The 20,846-nt window shown below is 73.9% G+C and carries 14 protein-coding genes and 1 pseudogene; 9 read left to right on the top strand and 6 right to left on the bottom strand.

Annotated elements, in window-relative coordinates; translation table 11 throughout:
- Positions 1–147: 147 nt before the first annotated feature.
- Positions 148–915, top strand: coding sequence for an alpha/beta hydrolase (locus tag AB0F11_RS18515; RefSeq protein ID WP_362174481.1), 768 nt, complete (start codon positions 148–150; stop codon positions 913–915).
- Here the strand turns inward: AB0F11_RS18515 and AB0F11_RS18510 are convergent.
- Complete coding sequence (locus tag AB0F11_RS18510) at positions 863–2,386, bottom strand: hypothetical protein (RefSeq protein ID WP_362174478.1); 1,524 nt, start codon at positions 2,384–2,386, stop codon at positions 863–865. The genes AB0F11_RS18515 and AB0F11_RS18510 overlap by 53 nt on opposite strands.
- Positions 2,387–3,770: 1,384 nt before the next feature.
- Here AB0F11_RS18510 and AB0F11_RS18505 point away from each other — a divergent pair.
- On the top strand, positions 3,771–4,070 hold the full coding sequence (locus tag AB0F11_RS18505) for a hypothetical protein (RefSeq protein WP_362174555.1): 300 nt from the start codon (positions 3,771–3,773) through the stop codon (positions 4,068–4,070).
- On the opposite strand, the gene AB0F11_RS18500 is transcribed toward AB0F11_RS18505, so the two are convergent.
- On the bottom strand, positions 4,018–5,514 hold the full coding sequence (locus tag AB0F11_RS18500) for a helix-turn-helix domain-containing protein (protein WP_362174475.1): 1,497 nt from the start codon (positions 5,512–5,514) through the stop codon (positions 4,018–4,020). The genes AB0F11_RS18505 and AB0F11_RS18500 overlap by 53 nt on opposite strands.
- Positions 5,515–5,738: 224 nt before the next feature.
- Here AB0F11_RS18500 and speB point away from each other — a divergent pair, with 224 nt between their 5' ends.
- The 3 genes from speB (at position 5,739) to AB0F11_RS18485 (ending at position 9,220) form a co-directional block, all read left to right on the top strand.
- Positions 5,739–6,707 (top strand): agmatinase, encoded by a 969-nt coding sequence (gene speB / locus AB0F11_RS18495; RefSeq protein ID WP_362174472.1) that lies wholly within the window; start codon positions 5,739–5,741, stop codon positions 6,705–6,707.
- Between the two features lie 57 nt (positions 6,708–6,764).
- Positions 6,765–8,462 carry a thiamine pyrophosphate-binding protein gene (locus AB0F11_RS18490; protein ID WP_362174469.1) on the top strand — a complete coding sequence of 566 codons (1,698 nt, stop codon included), beginning with the start codon at positions 6,765–6,767 and terminating at the stop codon, positions 8,460–8,462.
- A gap of 140 nt (positions 8,463–8,602) precedes the next feature.
- Positions 8,603–9,220 (top strand): hypothetical protein, encoded by a 618-nt coding sequence (locus AB0F11_RS18485; RefSeq protein ID WP_362174466.1) that lies wholly within the window; start codon positions 8,603–8,605, stop codon positions 9,218–9,220.
- Here AB0F11_RS18485 and AB0F11_RS18480 read toward each other — a convergent pair.
- Positions 9,210–10,214 carry a hypothetical protein gene (locus AB0F11_RS18480; RefSeq protein WP_362174463.1) on the bottom strand — a complete coding sequence of 335 codons (1,005 nt, stop codon included), beginning with the start codon at positions 10,212–10,214 and terminating at the stop codon, positions 9,210–9,212. The genes AB0F11_RS18485 and AB0F11_RS18480 overlap by 11 nt on opposite strands.
- Before the next feature lie 232 nt (positions 10,215–10,446).
- Between AB0F11_RS18480 and AB0F11_RS18475 the strand changes: the two genes are divergently transcribed.
- From AB0F11_RS18475 to AB0F11_RS18465, 3 genes are all read left to right on the top strand, one after another.
- Positions 10,447–14,304, top strand: a complete 3,858-nt coding sequence (locus AB0F11_RS18475) for an ABC transporter ATP-binding protein (RefSeq protein WP_362174461.1) — start codon at positions 10,447–10,449, stop codon at positions 14,302–14,304.
- A 179-nt stretch (positions 14,305–14,483) separates the two neighbouring features.
- Positions 14,484–14,849 (top strand): hypothetical protein, encoded by a 366-nt coding sequence (locus AB0F11_RS18470; protein ID WP_362174458.1) that lies wholly within the window; start codon positions 14,484–14,486, stop codon positions 14,847–14,849.
- 85 nt (positions 14,850–14,934) lie between these two features.
- Entirely contained in the window at positions 14,935–16,398 is a 1,464-nt protein-coding gene (locus AB0F11_RS18465; RefSeq protein ID WP_362174455.1) for a S28 family serine protease, read from the top strand.
- A gap of 77 nt (positions 16,399–16,475) precedes the next feature.
- On the opposite strand, the gene AB0F11_RS18460 is transcribed toward AB0F11_RS18465, so the two are convergent.
- Both AB0F11_RS18460 and AB0F11_RS18455 read right to left on the bottom strand, forming a co-directional pair.
- Complete coding sequence (locus AB0F11_RS18460; protein ID WP_362174452.1) at positions 16,476–18,359, bottom strand: glycoside hydrolase family 3 N-terminal domain-containing protein; 1,884 nt, start codon at positions 18,357–18,359, stop codon at positions 16,476–16,478.
- A 10-nt stretch (positions 18,360–18,369) separates the two neighbouring features.
- Positions 18,370–19,326: a LysR substrate-binding domain-containing protein gene (locus AB0F11_RS18455; RefSeq protein WP_362174449.1), complete on the bottom strand. Its 957-nt coding sequence runs from the start codon at positions 19,324–19,326 to the stop codon at positions 18,370–18,372.
- A gap of 111 nt (positions 19,327–19,437) precedes the next feature.
- On the opposite strand from AB0F11_RS18455, the gene AB0F11_RS18450 reads away from it, so the two are divergent.
- Positions 19,438–20,379, top strand: coding sequence for an EamA family transporter (locus AB0F11_RS18450; RefSeq protein WP_362174446.1), 942 nt, complete (start codon positions 19,438–19,440; stop codon positions 20,377–20,379).
- Here the strand turns inward: AB0F11_RS18450 and AB0F11_RS18445 are convergent.
- Positions 20,330–20,821: pseudogene (locus AB0F11_RS18445) on the bottom strand (GNAT family N-acetyltransferase); the annotation flags it as partial. The gene AB0F11_RS18450 and the pseudogene AB0F11_RS18445 sit on opposite strands and share 50 nt — an antisense overlap.
- Positions 20,822–20,846: the final 25 nt, after the last annotated feature.

The following is a 20,846-nucleotide window of genomic DNA, read 5'->3' as shown; positions in this document are numbered from 1 at the left end:
CCCGGGTGTACTTAACTGCACCCGGCCCCGCGCGCCCCCCAGCCGGGCGCGCGCCACCCCCGTACCGGGCGGGGCCCGTCATTAGCCCCGGCCCCGCCCCGGTCTACCCTCCCGACACGCAGGCGAGGCAGAGAGAAGGCGAAGACGATGGGCACCTACGTCCAGCTGGGCAACGTGAAGACCTGGTACGAGGAGCACGGCGCGGGCGAGCCCCTCGTCCTCATGCACGGCGGCCTGGTCGACGCCCGGTTCTTCGAACCGAACCTGGCCCCCCTCGCCGAGCACTTCCGCGTCTACACCCCCGAGCGCCGCGGCCACGGCCACACCCCGGACGTGCCGGGCCCCATCACGTACCAGCTGATGGCCGACGACACGATCGCCTTCCTCGAGACGGTCGTGGGCGAGCCGGCCGACCTCGTCGGGCACAGCGACGGCGCGGTCGTCGCCATGCTCGTGGCGATGCAGCGCCCCGAGCTGGTCAAGCGCCTCGTCATGATCAGCGGCGGCTTCAGCAAGGAGGGCGAGGCCATGCCCGACATGGAATGGGACGTCGACCAGCTCTTCCAGTTCCTGGGCCCGGCCTACGGAGAGGTCTCCCCGGACGGCATCGACCACTTCAAGGTCGTCGCCGCGAAGATCGGCGAGATGGCCGCCAAGGAGCCGAACCTCAAGGCCGCGGACCTGGCCGCCGTCACGCAGCGCTCGCTCGTCATGTTCTCCGACGACGACCTGGTCACCATGCAGCACGTGGTGGAGATGTACGACGTCCTCCCGAACGCCGAGCTCGCCGTCGTCCCGGGCACCTCGCACTTCCTCACCCAGGAGAAGCCCGCCCTCGTCAACGCCCTCGTCCTGGACTTCCTCACGAAGACCCCGGTCCCGACGGTGGCCGCGATCCGCCGGGCAGCCCACTGAGGTCCAGCAGCCGGTGGAGCCGGGCGGGCGGGAGATGCGGGTTGGCCGCCGCGCCCTCGGCGGTACGCGGGTCGTCCAGCAGTGCGTCGAGCGCCTCGGCGGGGAACACCGGGTTGGCGGCGGCCGCCCGGCGGACCTGCTCCTCGGGGTCGGCGAGGAGCCGTACGGGGGGCTCGGGGAGGGTGGGGTCGGCGGCGGCCAGCGCACGGACGTCCGCGTCGGCGTGGTCCAGGAGGCGGGCGAGGCCGGTGCGGGGGAGGGCGGGCAGAGTCAGGAGGTACGGCCGCTGGCCGGGGCGGGCGAGGAAGGCGTCGAGCAGCAACTCGGGCGGCGCAAGCGGGTGGTGAACGGCGAGCCGGTGACGGACGGCGGGGACGGGGTCCTCGGCCAGGAGGCGGACGAGGTCCACCGGGAGGCGGGGGTAGCCCGCCGCGACCTTGCGCAGAACCACCTCCTCGGAGCGCGCGCAGGCCGCGTACCAGTCGTCCGTCGCTTCGTACGGCTCGAAGATCGGGCAGGTGCAGTCGTCGCCCGCGGACAGGACCGCATCGACGGCACCGCACTGAGCCCAGGTCCGCGGCAGCGGCTGGACGCGGGCGCGCAGCCGGACCGCTTCATGCGGGTCTTCGGCCAGCTCGGCCAGCAGGGCCGCATCGAGGTCGGCCCGGGCCGCCACACGTGCCCGCACCTCGGGGTCGGGGTTACGGGCGAGTCGCGCGACGGCGTCGGCGGGCGTGTGGCGGTTGTAGGCCAGCCCGTACAGGTTCCGCCCATCGGCGAAGCACGCCTCGACCACGGCAGGGGAGACGGCGTAGTTGTTGAGCAGGACCGCCCTGTGGTGGCAGTCCTGCTCCGGCAGGTCGGCTTCCATGGCCGCGGGGTCCAGCGTCCGGTTCTGTCTGTGTGCCGCCTCGCGTACGGCGGGGTCCGGGTCGGCGAGCAGCGCTGCGCGCTGCTCGGGGCCGAGTGCTTGCCAGGACCATCCCGGTGCGAGCTTCCGCAGGGCAGGGTGCTCGTGCGCGTGCCATCGGCGGCTGAACGAGGGGGCTATCTGCCGGGAGGAGAGGAGCTCGCCGGCGATCTCGCTTGCCGTCAACATCCCGTCGTGGCCGGCCTCGTCCTGCTCGGTCAGCAGGGCCTCGACCATGTCGTCCGGCAGCGGCCGGACCTTGCGCGGGGCCGGACGGGGGCCGCTCGCGAGCCAGGCGCGCACGATGGCCGAGGGATCGTGGACCAGAGGACGGAGCCGCGCCGGATCGACATGCGGGTTGCGGGCGAAGACGCGGCGGACCTTCCGGTCGGGGTGCGCGACGATGGCGTCGACCACCTCGGCGGGGAGGTCCCGGTCCTGGCACAGCACCATACGGGCCTCACCGGCGGCGGGGTCGAGCAGCCGCAGGAGCACATCGGCAGGCGCACCCGGATTCACGGCAACACCGCGCAGCCAGTGGGACGAGAGCGAAGAGGGCATCCGGCCATCCTGGCAGGAACGATGCCGGGGACGGGGGTGGACTGCTGGGCGGTGCCTCGTGGGGGCGGGGGTCACGGTCGACCGGGGTCGGAGGGTGTCCGGGGGCGTCCCGGCCGCCCATTGTCCTTTCGGTCCGCGCCGGCTCGTCAAGGGCGCTCCTGCGTCGCGTCGCTGCGCGATCGCCTTCGGCGACCCTTGACAAGCCGACACGAACCGAAACGCCAAAGAGCTGCCGGGAAGCCCCCGAAGGATGGCCAGGGGGTCAAGTCCGGCCTCCACTCCCGTCAGAGAGGGGAGGTCCGGATCCCATGGGCGGAATCGGCCCCCAAGGGACCACCAGGCCACGCCCGCGCCGGGCATGCGGGAACAACGACCTCCAGCCCCGGCATCCGTCCCTTCCCCGAGCCCAAGGGGCCGCAACCTGCACCGAACCACGAAGAGACGGCTGCCAGGAGCGGGGAGACGCCCCAGATCGCTACGCGCTCCCCTTTCCTCGGCGACTGCCGACCGTCCGTGGCTGGTAGGCGCACCAGATCGCTACGCGCTTCGGTCGGATCGGCGTCTCGCGCCGGTCGTGGGTTGCGTTGATTCCGAAGGTCTGGGTGTTGGTGTTGGTGGCCGCCGGGCTCAGGACGTTGCTGTTGTGACGCGGCGCGGGGCGCGGTCCACACGTGGGACGCCGACGGAACGGAAACGCCCGGCGCAACAGGCGAATTACGGCTGCGGCAGCTCCACCCGATCGCCCCGCCACCCGACCCCGTCGGTCCTGCCCGTCCCATACCGGAGGGAGACGCCAATCCGACCGCTGTCGGCAGCGGTCTGTCGCGCCCACCAGCCCCGTACGGCCGTCAGCCGCCGACATGAGCAGGGCCACGTAGCGATCTGCTGCGCTACCAGCCCCAGACGGCCGTCGGACGCCGAGAAAAGAGGAGCTCGTAGCGATTTGGGGCGCTCCCCGCTCCTGGTGGCCATTTCGTCGAAGTCTGGTGCAGGTTCGAGCCCCTCGGCTGCGGAAAGCCCTCTTTTTGGCCTTGGGGGCCCGGCTTCCCGGATGCCCGGTGCCGGGTGGGGAGGGTGGTCCTGGGAGGAAGGATTCTGCACCTCCCGACCCGGACTGCCCTCTCTGACGAGGGCCGTCCCCTGTCTTGACCCCCTGGCCATCCTTCGGGGGCTTCCCGGCAGCTCTTTGGCGTTTCGGTTCGTGTCGGCTTGTCAAGGGTGGCCGTAGGCCATCGCGTAGCGACGCGACGCAGGAGCGCCCTTGACGAGCCGGCGCGAACCGAAAGGACAATGGGCGGCCGGGACGCCCCCGGACACCCTCCGACCCCGGTCGACCGTGACCCCGTTCGTCGAGGGTGCCGAGCCGCTGGCCCGTGGCGGGGGGCTGGGATCCGGCTGCACCGTGCCGCCCCGGACCACCGCAGACGGCAAGCCGTGCTTCCTCGTCGGCGGCGGGCAGGGGTACCTCTCCCGCGTCGCCGACGACATGGAGCGCGTCCAGCTCGGCATGGCGCTCGAACTGCTCGGCCACGCCGACGACGTGCTGGCCGACTACGGTGCCACCGCCGCCCAGCTGCGGTACCTCTCCGCCCGGATGGCCGAGTCGCTGCGCGACGTGCACCGCGTTGCCGTCAGCCGGGGGGCCCGGATGGCCGATCCGGTGCTGGAGCCGCAGCCGGAGTGACCCACCGCAGCGCGAACCACAGCTCCGCCCGTACGTCCGGATCGTCGAGGTCGCGGTCCAGCAGCGCCGCGCAGCGGGCGATGCGCTGGCGCACCGTGTTGCGGTGGATCCCCAGGGCGGCGGCGCTGCGGTCCCAGCTGCCGTGGTGGGCCAGCCAGCCGCGCAGCGTCTCCCGCAGGGCGGGGGAGAGCGGGCCGAGCAGGGACTCGGCGTGGGCGCGGGCCTCGGCTTCGCCGAGCAGGCCCGCGAAGCCGGGGTCGGTGTGGCGGGCCAGCGGGGTGCGGGCGGCGTCGGCGCGGTCGAGGGCGCGGCGGGCCTGCGCGTCGGCGGTGGCCAGGGCGTCGGCCGCGGCCGGGGCGCTGACCCCCAGCCGCCATCCGGGCTGCGGTCCGGGATCCCGGTCGGTGAGGAGCCGTACGGCGGGGCCGGCCGGGTCGAGCAGTACGGTGCCCAGCGCGGCGGCGAGGGCCTGCGGGTCGGCGGAGGCGGTGGCGGCGCGGGCGTGGACGGCGTACCAGGGGCCGGGGCCGTTCAGTGCCTCGGCGGGGGAGCCGCCCAGCAGCAGCCGGGCCAGGGCTGCGGTCTCGGGGCCGGCGGGCCGGTCGGCGGTGAGCAGGGTCAGCAGGACGGCGGCGACCGAGGCGACGGTGTGGTCGCCGGGGGTGCGGGCGGGGGTGGCGGTGCCGAGGGCGGCGCGGCGGCCGAGGGCGTAGGCGGCGAGGTGCCAGCCGTCGGCCTGGTCGGTGGCGGTCGCGGGGCCCCCGGCCGGGGCGCCGACGCGGGCCAGCAGTGCGTCCAGGGCAGGCCGTACGGCAGTGGCTGCGGGCGGCGGCGGGTTGCCCGCGGTCCGGCCGTCGGGCCACAGCAGCACCTGCCCGCCGAGGCTCGCGGCCAGGCGGGACAGCACCGCCGGGACGGGGTCGGGGCGGGCGGCGGCGGCCGCGAGGGCCTGCTGGGCCTCGGTGACCCGGCGCAGCTCGCGGGTCCGCGCCTCGGCCATGAGCCGCCAGACGGCGCGGGCGACGGCGGTGAACGGGGTGCGCGGCGGGACCTCCAGCAGGGGGAGCCCGTGCCGCGCACAGGCCTCGGCGAGGGCGGCCGGGACCTCCTCGTGCACGGGGGCCACGCCGAAGCCGAGGGCGGCTGCGCCGGCCGCGGCCAGCCGGGCCACGTACCGGTCGTACGCCGCGGCGACCGCGGCGTCCCCGGCCTCCCGGGCCTCCGCACCCGGGCCGGACTCGGCCGGGCCCGCCGGGCCCGCCGAACCCGGCCCGGCCCCGGCGGTGAGCAGGAGCTCGCCGCCGAGCAGGTACGGGGACGGGTCGTCCATCTCGGAGGCGTGTACGCCGTGCACCGCGGCCTCGGCGGGCCCGGCTACGTGCCGCAGCCCGAGTTCGCGGTCGGCGAGCAGCGCGCTCAGCGAGACGGGCGGCACGGGCGGCACGGGCGAAACCGCCGGCACCGCCGAAACGGCTGCCCCCTCCGCCGCCGTACCCGCCCGGCCGTCCGGGCCGGTACCGGCCCCAGGGGCCCCAGGGCCAACGCGCGCGTTCATGGATGCTCCGTACACACCAGCAGGACCGTATGGATAAAACGTACACTTCGCGCCCCGCACCCCGCCCCGTACGCTCGAAGGACCGCACAGTAGGACTCCAGAAGGGCACCCCCATGAGCACCGAGCAGACGCCGCGCGGACCGGTCGACTCCTCCCGCATCCCGCGTTACGCCGGCCCCGCGACCTTCGCCCGGCTGCCCCGCCTGGACGAGGTCGGCTCGGCGGACGTGGCCGTCGTCGGCGTGCCCTTCGACTCCGGCGTGTCCTACCGCCCCGGCGCCCGCTTCGGCGGCAACGCCATCCGCGAGGCCTCCCGCCTGCTGCGCCCGTACAACCCGGCGCAGGACGCCTCCCCCTTCGCGCTCGCGCAGGTCGCCGACGCCGGTGACATCGCCGTGAACCCCTTCAACATCAACGAGGCCGTCGAGACGGTCGAGGCCGCTGCCGACGAGCTCCTCGGCAACGGCTCCCGCCTGATGACCCTCGGCGGTGACCACACCATCGCCCTCCCGCTCCTCCGCTCCGTCGCCAAGAAGCACGGCCCGGTCGCGCTGCTGCACTTCGACGCGCACCTGGACACCTGGGACACCTACTTCGGTGCCGAGTACACCCACGGCACGCCGTTCCGCCGCGCCGTCGAGGAGGGCATCCTCGACACCGAGGCCCTGTCCCACGTCGGTACCCGCGGCCCGCTGTACGGCAAGCAGGACCTCGACGACGACGCCAAGATGGGCTTCGGCATCGTGACCTCCGCCGACGTCTACCGCCGCGGCGCCGACGAGGTCGCCGACCAGCTGCGCCAGCGCATCGGCGACCGCCCGCTGTACATCTCCATCGACATCGACGTGCTCGACCCGGCCCACGCGCCCGGCACCGGCACCCCCGAGGCGGGCGGCATGACCTCCCGCGAGCTGCTGGAGATCATCCGCGGCCTGTCCTCCTGCAACCTGGTCTCCGCGGATGTCGTCGAGGTCGCCCCGGCGTACGATCACGCCGAGATCACCTCGGTCGCGGCGTCCCACACCGCGTACGAGCTGACCACCATCATGAGCCGCCAGATCGCGGCCGCGAAGGGCAAGTAACCGCTCGGCAGCGAGCGGCAGTAGGCAGCAGTAGGCCGCACGAAGGGCGCGCAGCGCGTGACGCACGACCACGACCTGGTACTCCGTCCCACCGAGGCCCAGCGGGCGGCCGCGCTCGCGCCGCCGCCGGGCCGCACGGGCGGGGACCTGGTCGTGGAGACGCTGCGCGGCCTCGGCGCGACCACCGTGTTCGGTCTGCCCGGGCAGCACGCCCTCGGGCTGTTCGACGCGGTGGGCCGCTCCGACCTGCGGCTGGTGACGCTGCGGGTGGAGAACAACGCCGGCTTCGCCGCCGATGCGTACGGCCGGATGACGGGCGAGGCGGTGCCGCTGCTGCTGTCCACCGGGCCGGGGGCGCTGACCGCGCTGCCGGCGCTGGCGGAGGCGGCCGCGGCCTCCTCGCCCGTCCTCGCGATCTCCTCCCAGGTGCCGGTGGCGGGCCTGGGCGGCGGCCGGCGCGGGCATCTGCACGAGCTGCGCGACCAGTCCGCCTCCTTCCGGGACGTGGTGAAGTCGGTCCACGCGGCCCGGACCCCCTCCCAGATCCCCTCCGTGATCGCCGAGGCGTGGGAGTCGGCGCTGTCGGCGCCCCACGGGCCGGTATGGGTGGAGATCCCGGAGGACGTGCTGCGCGCGGAAACGATCCTTCCGCAGGTCACCGGCATGGACGCGACCCCGCACGAGCTCGCCCCCCGGCCCGAGCTGACCGCGCTCGCCGCGCACTGGCTGGAGACCGCCGAGCGGCCCGTGATCATCGCGGGCGGCGGGGTCATCCGCTCGGACGCCGCCGGGAAGCTGAGGCAGCTCGCCGAGCGGCTCTCCGCGCCCGTCGTCACCACCTTCGGCGGCAAGGGCGCCTTCCCCTGGGCCCACCCGCTGTCCCTCCAGTCCTGGCTGGAGGACCGCCACATGACCGACTTCCTGGAGGACGCCGACGTCGTCCTCGTCGTCGGCTCCGGGCTCGGCGAGCTGTCGTCGAACTACCACACCTTCCTGCCCGGCGGCCGGGTCGTCCAGATCGAGGCCGACCTCGGCAAGCTGGAGTCCAACCACCCCGCGCTCGGCATCCACGCCGACGCCCGCCTCGCCCTGCAGGCCCTGCTGGAGACGGTGGCCGAGCGCCGCGATCCCGGGGCGCCCGAGCGCGTCCGCTCGGTGCTGGGCGCGGTCGCGGCCCGCCTCGCCGCGCAGGACCTCGGCCCGGAGAGCCTGGAGCAGGGGCTGCTGGCGTCGGTCCGCTCGGCCCTGCCCGCGCGCTCGCCGTCCTTCTGGGACATGACGATGCTGGCGTACTGGGCGTGGTCGGCCTTCGACCCGAAGCACCCGAACACCATGCACTCGGCGCAGGGCGCGGGCGGCCTCGGCTATGCCTTCCCGGCGGCGCTGGGCGCCTGTCTGGCCGAGCCGGGCACGCCGGTGCTGGCCGTCTCCGGCGACGGCGGCGCGATGTACTCCATCGCCGAGCTGGCCACCGCCCGCCAGCACGACCTGGACGTCACCTGGCTGATCGTCGACGACGGGGGCTACGGCATCCTGCGCGAGTACATGCGGGACGCCTTCGACGGCCGTACGACCGGCACCGAGCTGACCCGGCCCGACTTCGCGGCCCTGGCGGAGTCCTTCGGCGTCCCCGCGACCGTGACCTCCCCGGACACCCTCGCGGCCGACCTGGCCAAGGCCCTGGCCGCCCCCGGCCCCTCGGTCGTCATCCTGCCGGCCACCTTGCGCCTCTTCGCCCCGACCCACCTGCCGTAGCCGCGGCGGGCAGCCGTGCGTGCCTTCGGGTGATGACGCTGTGTCACGGCAGCGGCGTCGGCGGGGCCGGGAGGGTCCTGTGGGAGCTTGATCGGTGAGCCGAGCAGAGCCGACCCGGGAGCGGAGGCGCCGACGCCGTGATGCCCGTACTCAGCCGCAGCCTTGCCGCCGCCGCAGCGGTGATCGCGCTGATGGCGGCCTTGACCGCCTGTCAGGGCGGCGGTTCCGAGCCGCAGGAGCCTCCCGAGTCCGCCCAGAGCGAGCAGCCCGAGCAGCCCGAGCAGCCCGAGCAGCCCGAGCAGCCCGAGGAGCCCGAGGAGTCGGAGACGGAACAGGGGGAGACGGCCGACTCCGATTCCGCGGACGTGTTCATGGGGAAGAGCGCCCAGTCCAAGAAGACGGTCAACGTGCCGCGGGCCCCCGTGGGTCAGCCGGCGAGACAGGGGTTCAATATCGCCAACGGGGAGGACGAGCCCACGACCGTCCAGAACATCGCCGCGACCACCGACACCGGGGACACCGCCATCGTCGAGGACACCTGCACCGGTGTCGAGTTGCAGCCGCAGGACACCTGCACCGTGACCATCGAGCACGTCGCGACGGAGGCGGGCAGCTACACCGGGGAGCTCACCGCCGAGACCGCCAACGGCGACGTCTACTCGGCGGGCATCGCCGGGGAGGCGGTCGCCCCCGACGCCACCACGGAGACGGAGACCCCCTCGCCGGAGGAATCCGAGACGTCCGGCGTCACGGACTGATCTCCAACCTGACGGTGTCGTCATCGGGCAGCACCACCAGGCTGCGCCGGGTGGGGGCGTACGAGACCAGGTAGAGCCGGGACGGCGACATCGCGAGGAGGCGGAAGCCGAGGTACTCGTACCGGTACGGGGCACTGTCTTGGCCCAGGTCGCGGTACTTGATGTGCGCGACGTGGTGCGGGATGCGGACCCGCGAATGGATCACCACCCGGGGGGCCGTCACGTAGCCCGCTGCCGCCATGTCGTCGGCCGCCGTGGCACCCGCCACCGAGGCGTACCGCGCCATGCCGAAGAAGAGGCTCATCGTGAGCATGCCGAGGAGCAGCGCGCCGCCGCCGAGCCACAGCCGGTCGCCGGCGCGGGCCTGACGGTTCTGCTCGGCCCTGCCTTCCGTCACGTGCAGCTGGACGCCGAAGAAGGCCAGCGTGGCACCCAGGGCCACCACGAGGCAGGGCACGAACTGGCGGATCCACCCGTTGGGGAGCCCGGGCAGCCGCTCCTCCCAGAAGTACGCCGGGAAACCCAGCAGCACCACCAGCAGGCCGACGCCGAGCACCCAGCCGGTCACCTTGCGGCGCAGCCCCGCCCGCTCCGGCACGGCCAGCGCCCGCCCCGCCCAGCCGAGGGCGAGCAGGACGACCAGTCCGCACACGAGCAGGAGCCAGAGGGGGAAGAAGACCGCGCTCGGGCTGTTGACCAGGTAGGCCTGGATGGAGAAGCGGAGGTCGGCCGTGGGCACGCCGAAGGCGGAGTAGTAGGACTCGGTGTAGGTGGAGCCGAAGTAGTAGAGGACGCCGATGACGATGGTGCCGGGTGCCGCGATGTACGCCGCCTTCTCCAGGAAGGCCGACTTCGGCGGGGCCGGCGGCTGCTTGCCCTTCGGCGGTGCGTCCTGCCGCGGAGCATCCTTCGGTGGCGCGTCCTTCGGCGGTGCATCGTCCGCCGGCGCATCCTCCGGCTCCGGTCCGGGCGGCTGCTCCTGCGGCTCGGGCATGCGCCCAGTCTGTTCGCCGCCGCCCGGGCCCGCACGCGGGGCCGCTCCGCCCGGCTGAACCCGTCCCGCCCGCTGCCGGAACCGCGCGCTCCGCGCCCCGCAGCCCCGTACGGCCCGCCCCGGCGTGCGCCGACCGCCCCCTGGCCGCACGTTCGGATTGTTGCGGCGGGATGAAATCCGCCGGTCGGGGCGTTGGGGGAGGCGGCAGACAGGACGGACGGGGAGGCATGACGTGGCGACGGCGCAGACGGCTGCGGAGGAAGAACAGGGCTGGGGCAGGCGGCTGGCCGCCTACACCTGGCGGTACCGGCTGAACGTACTGCTGGCTCTCGGATCCTCACTGGCCGGGATGGCCGTGATGGCCCTCGTCCCCCTGGTCACCAAGGTCATCATCGACGACGTCATCGGTGACGAGTCCAAGCCCATGGGCCCCTGGGCCGCGCTGCTGATCGGCGCGGCCCTCCTGGTGTACGTGCTGACGTACATACGCCGCTACTACGGCGGCCGCCTCGCCCTCGACGTGCAGCACGACCTGCGCACCGACATGTACGACACCATCGCCCGCCTCGACGGGCGCCGCCAGGACGAGCTGTCCACCGGCCAGGTCGTCGGGAGGGCCACCAGCGACCTCCAGCTGATCCAGGGCCTGCTCTTCATGTTGCCGATGACCATCGGCAACTTCCTCCTCTTCGGGATATCCCTGGCCGTCATGCTGTGGCTCTCGCCGCTGCTGACGCTCATCGCGCTGCTGATGGCGCCCGCCCTGTGGTTCATCGCCAAGCGCAGCCGCAAGAAGCTCTTCCCCGCCACCTGGTGGGCCCAGGGCCAGGCCGCCGCCGTCGCCACCGTCGTCGACGGGGCCGTGACCGGCGTCCGCGTCGTCAAGGGCTTCGGCCAGGAGGAGCAGGAGACCGGCAAGCTGCGCGCGGCGGGCCGCCGCCTCTTCGCAGGGCGGATGCGGACCATCCGCCTCAACTCGCGCTACACCCCGGCCCTCCAGGCCGTGCCGGCCCTCGCCCAGGTCGCCATGCTGGCCCTCGGCGGCTGGATGGCCACCCGCGGACAGGTCACCCTCGGCACCTTCGTCGCGTTCTCCACCTACCTCGCCCAGCTCGTCGGCCCCGTCCGCATGCTCGCCATGGTCCTCACCGTCGGCCAGCAGGCCCGCGCCGGCGTGGAGCGGGTCTTCGAGCTCATCGACACCGAGCCCGTGATCCGGGAGGGCACCCGCGAGCTGGCCGCCGACGCCCCCGCCACCGTCGAGTTCGACGACGTGGTCTTCGGCTACGACCCCGAGCGGCCCGTCCTCGACGGCTTCTCCCTCTCCGTCGCCGAGGGCGAGACCGTCGCCGTCGTCGGCGCCTCCGGCTCCGGCAAGTCCACCGTCTCGCTGCTGCTGCCCCGCTTCTACGACGCCGACCGCGGCACCGTCCGTGTCGGCGGCCACGACGTGCGCGAGCTGACCTACGACTCGCTGCGCGCCGCCATCGGACTGGTGCCCGAGGATTCGTTCCTCTTCTCCGACACCATCCGCGCCAACATCGCCTACGGGCGCCCCGAGGCCGGCGAGGAGGAGATCCGGGCCGCCGCCCGCGCCGCCCAGGCCGAGGGCTTCATCACGGCCCTGCCCGCCGGGTACGACACCAAGGTCGGCGAGCAGGGCCTCACCCTCTCCGGCGGCCAGCGCCAGCGCATCGCGCTCGCCCGCGCCATCCTCACCGACCCGCGCCTGCTCCTCCTCGACGACGCCACCTCCGCCGTCGACGCCCGCGTCGAGCACGAGATCCACGAGGCGCTGCGCGCCGTCATGGCCGGCCGCACCACGCTCCTGATCGCCCACCGCCGCTCCACCCTCGCGCTCGCCGACCGGATCGCCGTCCTGGACCGGGGCAGGCTCGCCGACATCGGTACGCACGAGGAGCTGGAGAGCCGCTCCGCGCTGTACCGGCGGCTGCTCACCGACCCCGACGCGCTCGGCGCCGCCTCGCCGCGCACCCCGGACGCCCCGGCCATGGCCGAGTTCGAGCGGGACTTCGAGAAGGACATCGAGCTCGAGGCCGAGATCGACGCCGAGCCGGTCAACGCCAAGCGGCGCGTCGTCGACGGGGTGACCCCGGAGCTCTGGCGCCGCGAGGAGGACACCAAGACGGCCGACACGACGAAGACCGACTCCGCCTCCGCCCCCGCCGCCGGCTCCGGCGCGCCCGGCGCCGGGCACTCCATGGCCGGGGCCGTCGCCGGGATGCCGGCCACCCCCGAGCTGCTCGCGCAGGTGGCCGCACTGCCGCCCGCCGACGACGAGCCCGGCGTGGACGAGACCCGCGCCACGGCCGCCGAGGACAGCTACAACCTGCGCCGCCTGCTGCACGGCTTCTGGGCGCCGCTCGCGGTCAGCCTGGGCCTCGTCGCCGTCGACGCGGGCGCCGGGCTGCTGCTGCCCGTCCTGATCCGGCACGGCATCGACAAGGGCGTCGAGCAGGCCGCGCTCGGTGCCGTCTGGGCGGCGTCGCTGCTGGCCCTGGCGGTGGTCCTGGCCCAGTGGGCCGCCCAGTTCGCCGAGACCCGGATGACGGGCCGCACCGGCGAGCGCGTGCTCTACGCGCTCCGGGTGAAGATCTTCGCCCAGCTCCAGCGCCTCGGCCTGGACTACTACGAGCGCGAGCTGACCGGCAAGATCATGACCCGGATGACCACCGACGTGGACGCGCTGTCCACGTTCCTGCAGACCGGCCTGGTCACCGCCGTCGTCTCCGTCTTCACCTTCCTCGGGATCCTCGTCGCGCTGCTCGTCCTCGACGTCGAGCTGGCCCTGATCGTCTTCGCCACGCTCCCGCTGCTGGTGCTCGGCACGATCGTCTTCCGCCGCAAGTCCGTCGCCGCGTACGAGCTCGCCCGCGACCGGGTCAGCCTGGTCAACGCCGATCTCCAGGAGTCCGTCTCCGGTCTGCGGATCGTCCAGGCCTTCCGCCGCGAGCACTCCGGCGCCGGCCGCTTCGCCGAGCGCAGCGACTCGTACCGCGAGGCGCGGGTGCGCGGACAGTGGCTGATATCCGTCTACTTCCCGTTCGTGCAGCTGCTGTCCTCGGGCGCCGCGGCCGCCGTGCTGATCGTCGGTGCGGGCCGGGTGGAGGCGCAGACGCTGACCACCGGTGCGCTGGTCGCGTACCTGCTCTACATCGACCTGTTCTTCGCCCCCGTCCAGCAGCTCTCCCAGGTCTTCGACGGCTACCAGCAGGCCACCGTCTCCCTGGGCCGGATCCAGCAGCTGCTGCGCGAGCCGACCACCACCCCGCTGCCGGCCGACCCGCGCGAGGTGCGCGAGCTGCGCGGCGAGATCGCCTTCGAGGACGTGCGCTTCGCGTACGGGACCGCCGAGGAGCGCGGTGAGAAGGGTGACGCGCTGGCCGGAATCAGCCTGCGGATACCCGCGGGGCAGACCGTCGCCTTCGTCGGCGAGACCGGCGCCGGCAAGTCCACGCTGGTCAAGCTGGTGGCGCGGTTCTACGACCCGACCGCCGGCCGGGTCACCGCCGACGGCGCCGACCTGCGGGAGCTCGACCTGACGGCGTACCGCCGCCGGCTCGGCGTCGTCCCGCAGGAGCCGTACCTCTTCCCCGGCACGGTCCGCGACGCCATCGCGTACGGGCGGCCCGACGCGAGCGACGCCGAGGTCGAGGCGGCCGCCCGCGCGGTGGGCGCCCACGACATGATCGCCACGCTGGACGGCGGATACCTGCACACCGTCGCCGAGCGCGGCCGCAACCTCTCGGCCGGCCAGCGCCAGCTGATCGCGCTGGCCCGCGCGGAACTCGTGGACCCCGACGTGCTGCTGCTCGACGAGGCCACCGCCGCACTGGACCTGGCCACCGAGGCGCAGGTCAACCAGGCCACCGACCGGCTGGCGGGCAAGCGCACCACCCTGGTGGTGGCGCACCGGCTGACCACGGCGGCGCGGGCCGACCGGGTCGTGGTGATGGACCGCGGCCGGGTCGTCGAGGACGGCACCCACGCCGAACTCCTCGCGCGCGGCGGCCGGTACGCCGCGCTGTGGCGGACCTTCGCCGGCGAGGACGAGCGCGCCGCCGCCTGACCCCCGGCCGAGGCCTTTCGACCCGGGCGCCCCTCCTGTCTCCGACCCCCCGGATCTTGCTTTATGCAACCTTCCGGGGGGTCTGTGCGTCGTACGTGCGTACGCATGACGTACGGAGGATCGGGGGCGGGGTTATGTCCGGAGGGAAGGGGCGCGTTCGGGGAGCCGCCCGTGCGGCCGTGTCGGCCGTGGTGCTGGCGCTGTGCCTGTCGGGGATGCTGGCGGCGCCGCCCGCCCGGGCCGCGACCGGCGGCTGTGGCGGACAGCTGGTCAAGTCGCTGCCCCTGGGCTCGGGCTCGGGCTCCGGCGAGGTGCGCGTGTACAAGAGCCGCGCCCAGGCCTGCGCGGCGACGTTCGCCCGCGAGCCGGGGGCGCGCCGTCCGATGGCGGTAAGTATTCAGCCGCGTGGCGGGGTCCCCGTCCGCGATGCGGGGCAATTCACCCGTTATGCCGGACCTGTCGTCGTCGGCGCGATCAACCGGTGCGTGTATGTAAAGGGGAGCATCGGGGTCGAATCCGTGGAATCCGGCTGGATCCTGTGCTGACGTCTCGTCCCAACTGGGTCTGGTCAGCGGTGCGTTGACCCCGCTAGGTTCACGGGCGACCACAGTGAACTCAAGGGGAGGGTGAATGCGCAAGATGCTTGGCCGGCTGCTGCCCGTCGCGGTGCTGATCGGCACCATGGGCACGACCGGCTTGACGGCTCAGGCGGCCACCGCCGCAGAGCCGGCCGCCACCGCGCCGACCACCGCAGGGCAGGGCGCCGCCGCGGACATCAAGGACCGGATCCTTGCGATTCCCGGCATGAGCCTGATCGAGGAGAAGCCGTACCCGGGCTACCGCTTCTTCGTCCTGAACTACGAGCAGCCGATCGACCACCGGCAGCCGTCGAAGGGCACCTTCAAGCAGCGCATCACCCTGCTGCACAAGGACGAGTCCCGGCCCACGGTCTTCTACACGTCCGGGTACAACGTCAACACCAGCCCGCGCCGCAGCGAGCCGACGACGATCGTCGACGGCAACCAGGTGTCGATGGAGTATCGATTCTTCAACCCGTCGCGCCCCGACCCGGCCGACTGGTCGAAGCTGGACATCTGGCAGGCGGCCAGCGACCAGCACCGCATCTTCACCGCCCTGAAGAAGATCTACACCAAGAACTGGCTCGCCACGGGCGCCAGCAAGGGCGGCATGACCGCCACGTACTTCGAGCGCTACTACCCCAAGGACATGGACGGGGTCGTCGCGTACGTCGCGCCGAACGACGTCGTCAACAAGGAGGACTCGGCCTACGACCGGTTCTTCGCCAAGGTCGGCACCAAGGAGTGCCGCGACAAGCTGAACGCCGTCCAGCGCGAGGCCCTCGTCCGCCGGGAGCCGCTGGAGGCCAAGTACGCGGAGGCCGCCGCCAAGAACGGCTGGACCTTCAACACCGTCGGCAGCCTCGACAAGGCCTACGAGGCGGTCGTGCTCGACTACGTGTGGGCGTTCTGGCAGTACAGCCTGCTGTCCGACTGCGGCACCGTCCCGGACGCCGCGACCGCCACCGACCAGCAGATCTGGGACTCGGTCGACACGATCTCCGGCTTCTCGGCCTACGCCGACCAGGGCCTGGAGACGTACACGCCGTACTACTACCAGGCGGGCACCCAGCTCGGCTCGCCCGACATCAAGCAGCCCCACCTGAAGGGCCTGAGCCGCTACGGCTACCAGCCGCCGCGCAACTTCGTGCCCCGCGACATCCCGATGACCTTCCAGCCGGGGGTCATGGCCGACGTCGACAACTGGGTGAAGAACAACGCGAACCAGATGCTGTTCGTCTACGGGCAGAACGACCCGTGGGGTGCCGAGCCGTTCCACATCGGCTACAACGCCCGTGACAGCTACGTCATGATCGCGCCGGGCGCCAACCACGGGGCCAACGTCTCCAAGCTCCAGGACGGCGAGAAGGCGCTGGCCACGCAGCGGATCCTGCAGTGGGCCGGGGTCGCCCCCTCCGCCGCGGTCGCCGACGCGGGCCGCGCGACGCCGCTGGCGAAGCCGGACGCGCTGCTCGACCAGAAGGACCTGGAGCGCGAGCCGCAGCTGCGGCCGTAGCCTCCCGGCCCCGGGGTCGGGCCCGGTCGGGCCCGCCCGGTCCGGCCCGCCCGCCGGGCCGCGGGCGGCGTACGCGCTCAGCCGTACGCCAGCCCGTGGCCCAGCGGGTACCGGTCCGGCACCGCCACGGGCAGCCGGCCCGTCGGCCGCGCCGCCCCGGTGACCACCCGGGCCGCCGCCCGCATCTCCACGTCCGTCCAGGAGTACGTCGCCAGCTCCGCCGCACACGCCGGCAGCCGGGCCGGGTCGTACGGATTGCGGGTCGCCACCAGCACCACCGGCACCCCCGTGGCCACCAGCTGGGTGACCAGCTCGCGCTGCTCGTCGTCGCCCTCCGCGACGTTGTACGTGCACACCAGCACCGCCGCGTTCCCGGGAGCCGCGGCCACCGCCCGGGCCGGCGGCAGCGCCGTCGCCTTGCAGCCCAGCGCGGTCAGCTCCTTCGCCAGGACCACGGTCGGGGGGCCCGTCGTACCGCTGGGGGAGGCGGCGTCGTTCCCGGTGACCAGCAGGGACGGTCCCTTCGAGGCGTCGATCGGCAGCAGCTTCCGCGGATTGGCCAGCAGGGTCGTCGTACCCGCCGCGATCTCGTCGGCGGCGGCCAGGTGCGCGGCCGTCCCCACCACCCCGTCGACCTTCGCCGCCAGGGTCTGGTCCCGGTCGAACAGGCCGCGGCGGGCCTTCAGTTCCAGGATCCGCAGCACCGACTCCGCGATCCGCGTCTGCGACAGCTCGCCCGACTCCACCGCCTTCACCACGCTGCGGAACGCCAGCCCCAGGTCCGGCGGGTTCAGCAACTGGTCGCAGCCCGCCTTCAGCGCCAGCACCGGGACCCGGTCGTCCCCGTACTTCTGCCGCACCCCGGCCATGTCCAGGGCGTCGGTGACCACCACCCCGCGAAAGCCCAGGCGTTCGCGCAGGATGCCGGTGACGATCGGCTGCGAGAGGGTCGCCGGGTCCCCCGAGGGATCGAGCGCGGGAAAGACGATGTGCGCCGTCATCACGGCGTCCACGCCCGCCTCCACCGCCGCCCGGAACGGCGGCTCGTCCAGCTCCTCCCACTGCGCCCGGGTGTGCTGCATCACCGGCAGCCCGACATGGCTGTCGGTCTCGGTGTCCCCGTGGCCCGGGAAGTGCTTGGCCGTCGCGGCCACCCCCGCGCCCTGGTAGCCCCGTACCTGCGCGGCGACCAGCGAGGCCACCGCCTTCGGGTCGGAGCCGAAGGACCGTACGCCGATCACCGGATTGTCCGGGTTCACGTTCACGTCGGCCACCGGCGCGTAGTCCTGCCGGATCCCCATCGCGGCCAGCTCGGTCCCCGCGATGCGCGCCGCGCGCCGGGCCTCGGCGGTGGCGGAGCCCTCGCCGCTGCGGGCCCCCAGGGCCATCGCCCCGGGCAGCAGCGTCGCCGGCTTGCCGATGCGGGCCACCGCCCCGTGCTCCTGGTCGATGGAGAGCAGCAGCGGGATGCCGGCACCGGTCCCCGCGGCCGCCTTCTGCAGGCCGGCGGACAGCTCGGCGACCTGCTGCGGGGCGCGGGTGTTGTCGGCCCAGGAGAACAGGATGATCCCGCCCAGGTGGTAGCGGGAGACCAGCTCGGCGGCCGTGCGGACCCCGAACTGCTTCTGGTTGCGCTCGGCGCCCTTCGCGTCCGGCTCGGTCGCCGAGTGCCCGAACACCCGGGAGACGAAGAGCTGTCCGACCTGCTCGGTCAGGCTCATCCCGGCCACCACGCGGCGCAGCTGCGCCAGGTCGGGGGACGGGCCGGGGCCGCGCCCGCCGGGCGCAGGGGTGCCCGGGCGGCTGTCGCCGCCCGGGCCCGGGCCGGGGCCGGGGGAGCGGGCGGGGCGGTCAGGGTCGTCGGAGAAGGCGCCCAGGGCGTATGAGACCGCCCCGGCGGCCGTGACGGCGGCCACGGCGGCCGCGGTGAGCAGGGACCGGCGGGAGGCGTGGTACGGCACTCGCCGGACCCTACGCCCGCTGTGCGCCCCCGGCGCCGAGGACACGGGCGGGGTCCCCCGGACGGACCGCTGCGCCCGCCCAGTGCTCCTGGAGGGTCCGCACGGCCTCGGTGATCGCCGGCCGGCGGGCCGCCCCGGTCCGCCACAGCGCGTACAGCCGGCGCACGGGGCCCGGTTCGAGCGGTACGGCCACCGCCCCCGGCGGCAGGTCGCCCGTCCCGAGGCGGGGTACGACGGCCACCCCGAGCCCGGCCGCAACCAGCGCGACGATGGTGTGGTTCTCCTCCGCCACGTGGACGAGGTCGGGCTCGAACCCGGCCGCGCGCAGCGTGCGGACCAGCCAGTCGTGGCAGACCCGGCCGGGCGGCTGGCACACCCAGCGCTGGCCCCCGAGGTCGGCGCGGCGGATGACCTGGCGCCGGGTGAACGGGTGCCCCTCGGGCACGACCAGGTCGCAGCGGTCGTCGCCGATCACCGCGTGCTCCACGCCCTCGGGGGCCGGCAGCGGGGCGATGTCCCAGTCGTGGGCCACCGCCAGATCGGTGACGCCGCGGGCCACCAGGTCCACCGACAGGTGCGGGTCGACCTCCGTCAGGCGTACGTCGAGGGCGGGATGGCGGCGCGCCAGGTCGGCCAGCACGCCCGGCAGCAGCCCGCGCGCCGCGGAGGCGAAGGCGGCCACCGTCAGCAGGCCGCCCGGCTGCCCGCGGCGCTCCTCCAGGGTGGTCTCGGCGCGCTCGACGATCGCCAGCAACTCCCGTGCCGTACGGGCCAGGTGCCAGGCCTCCTCGGTCAGTGCGACCCCGCGCCCGCGCCGCTCCAGCAGCGTGGTGCGGGTCTCGCGCTCCAGCTTGGAGATCTGCTGCGAGACGGCCGAGGGGGTGTAGCCGAGGGCGGCCGCGGCGGCGGCGACCGACCCGTGGACGGAGACGGCGTACAGGGCGCGCAGCCGGGAGAGGTCGAGCATGCCGCCCATCGTAGGCAGGCGGCGGCCCGTGTCCATGCGTAAGGGATGCTTCATCCATCCCGGAAGGAATCCGCGCTGGTGCTACATGGTGGCGGCGCCGATGCTCGGAGCATGCGTCCCGTTCACACTGCTCTCGCCGTACTCGTCGCCGCCGTCTGGGGGTTCAACTTCGTCGTCATCCAGATCGGGCTGGGCCACTTCCCGCCGCTGCTGCTGTCCGCCCTGCGCTTCCTCGCGGCCGCGCTGCCCGCCGTGTTCTTCGTCGGCCGGCCCAAGGTCGCCTGGAAGTGGGTCCTCGGCGTCGGAGCGGCCCTGGGCATCGCCAAGTTCGGGCTGCTGTTCACGGGCATGGCCGCCGGGATGCCGGCCGGGCTGTCCTCCCTCGTGCTGCAGGTCCAGGCCGTCTTCACCGCCGTCTTCGCGGCGGCTGTGCTGCGCGAGCGGCCGGGCCGGGTGCGGCTGGCCGGCATGGGCGTGGCGCTCGCCGGGATCGCCGTCGCCGCCGCCGACAGCGGTGCCTCCGGGCCGGTGCTCGGCTTCACGCTGGTCGTGGCGGCCGCCGCCTGCTGGGGCGTGTCCAACGTGCTGACCCGCAGGGCGGCCCCGCCCGACGCGCTGAACTTCATGGTCTGGGTGTGCACCGTGCCCGTGCTGCCGCTGTTCGCCCTGTCGCTGCTGCTGGAGGGGCCCGAGCGGGACCTGGCCGCGCTGCGGGGCCTGGACTGGTCCGGGGCGGCCGTGATCGGGTACGTCGCCTGGGTGTCCACCGTCTTCGGGTTCGGCGCCTGGGGGTACCTGCTGCGGCGCTACCCGGCCTCGTCCGTCGCGCCGTTCTCGCTGCTCGTGCCGGTGTTCGGGATGTCCTCCGCGGCGCTGGTCCTCGGCGAGCAGGTCTCCGGGCTGCGCTGGCTCGCCGCGCTGCTGCTGGTGGGCGGGGTGGCCCTGACCTCGCTGACGCCCGCACGCGGGGCGGCCGCGGCCGGCGGCCGTACGGGCTCCGGGGTCAGCGCGGGGAGTCCGGCCGCAGGGGCAGCCGCCAGTCCTGCCCCGTGAGGACGGCGCCGTACGAGCGGTGCTCGTGCTGCGAGACGAGGGTGAACCCCGCGCGCTCGTACAGGGAACGGGCCGAGGTCAGCACGTCGTTGGTCCACAGCACCAGCTCGCGGTAGCCGGCCGCGCGGGCGAAGGCGACGACCGTGTCGACCAGGAGGGTCCCGACGCCGTGCCCGCGCCCCTCCGGCTCGACCAGCAGCAGCCGCAGCCGGGCCGTGCCGGGCGAGCCCTCCTCCCGTACGCACATCACCGAGCCCACCGGTCGGCCGTCCAGCTCGGCGATCCAGACGCGCTCGCGGTAGGGGTCGTGGTCCTCGGCGAAGTCCGCGACGATCCGCGCCACCAGGCCCTCGAAGTCCGCGTTCCAGCCGTACTCGGCGGAGTAGAGCGCACCGTGCCGCTGCACGATCCAGCCCAGCTCGCCGGGGGCCGGATCCCGCAGCCGCACCTGTGCTCCGGAGGTGTCC

This window comes from Streptomyces sp. NPDC032472 (assembly GCF_040636955.1).
GTDB lineage: Bacteria > Actinomycetota > Actinomycetes > Streptomycetales > Streptomycetaceae > Streptomyces.
This window is presented reverse-complemented; position numbering and strand designations above follow the sequence as displayed.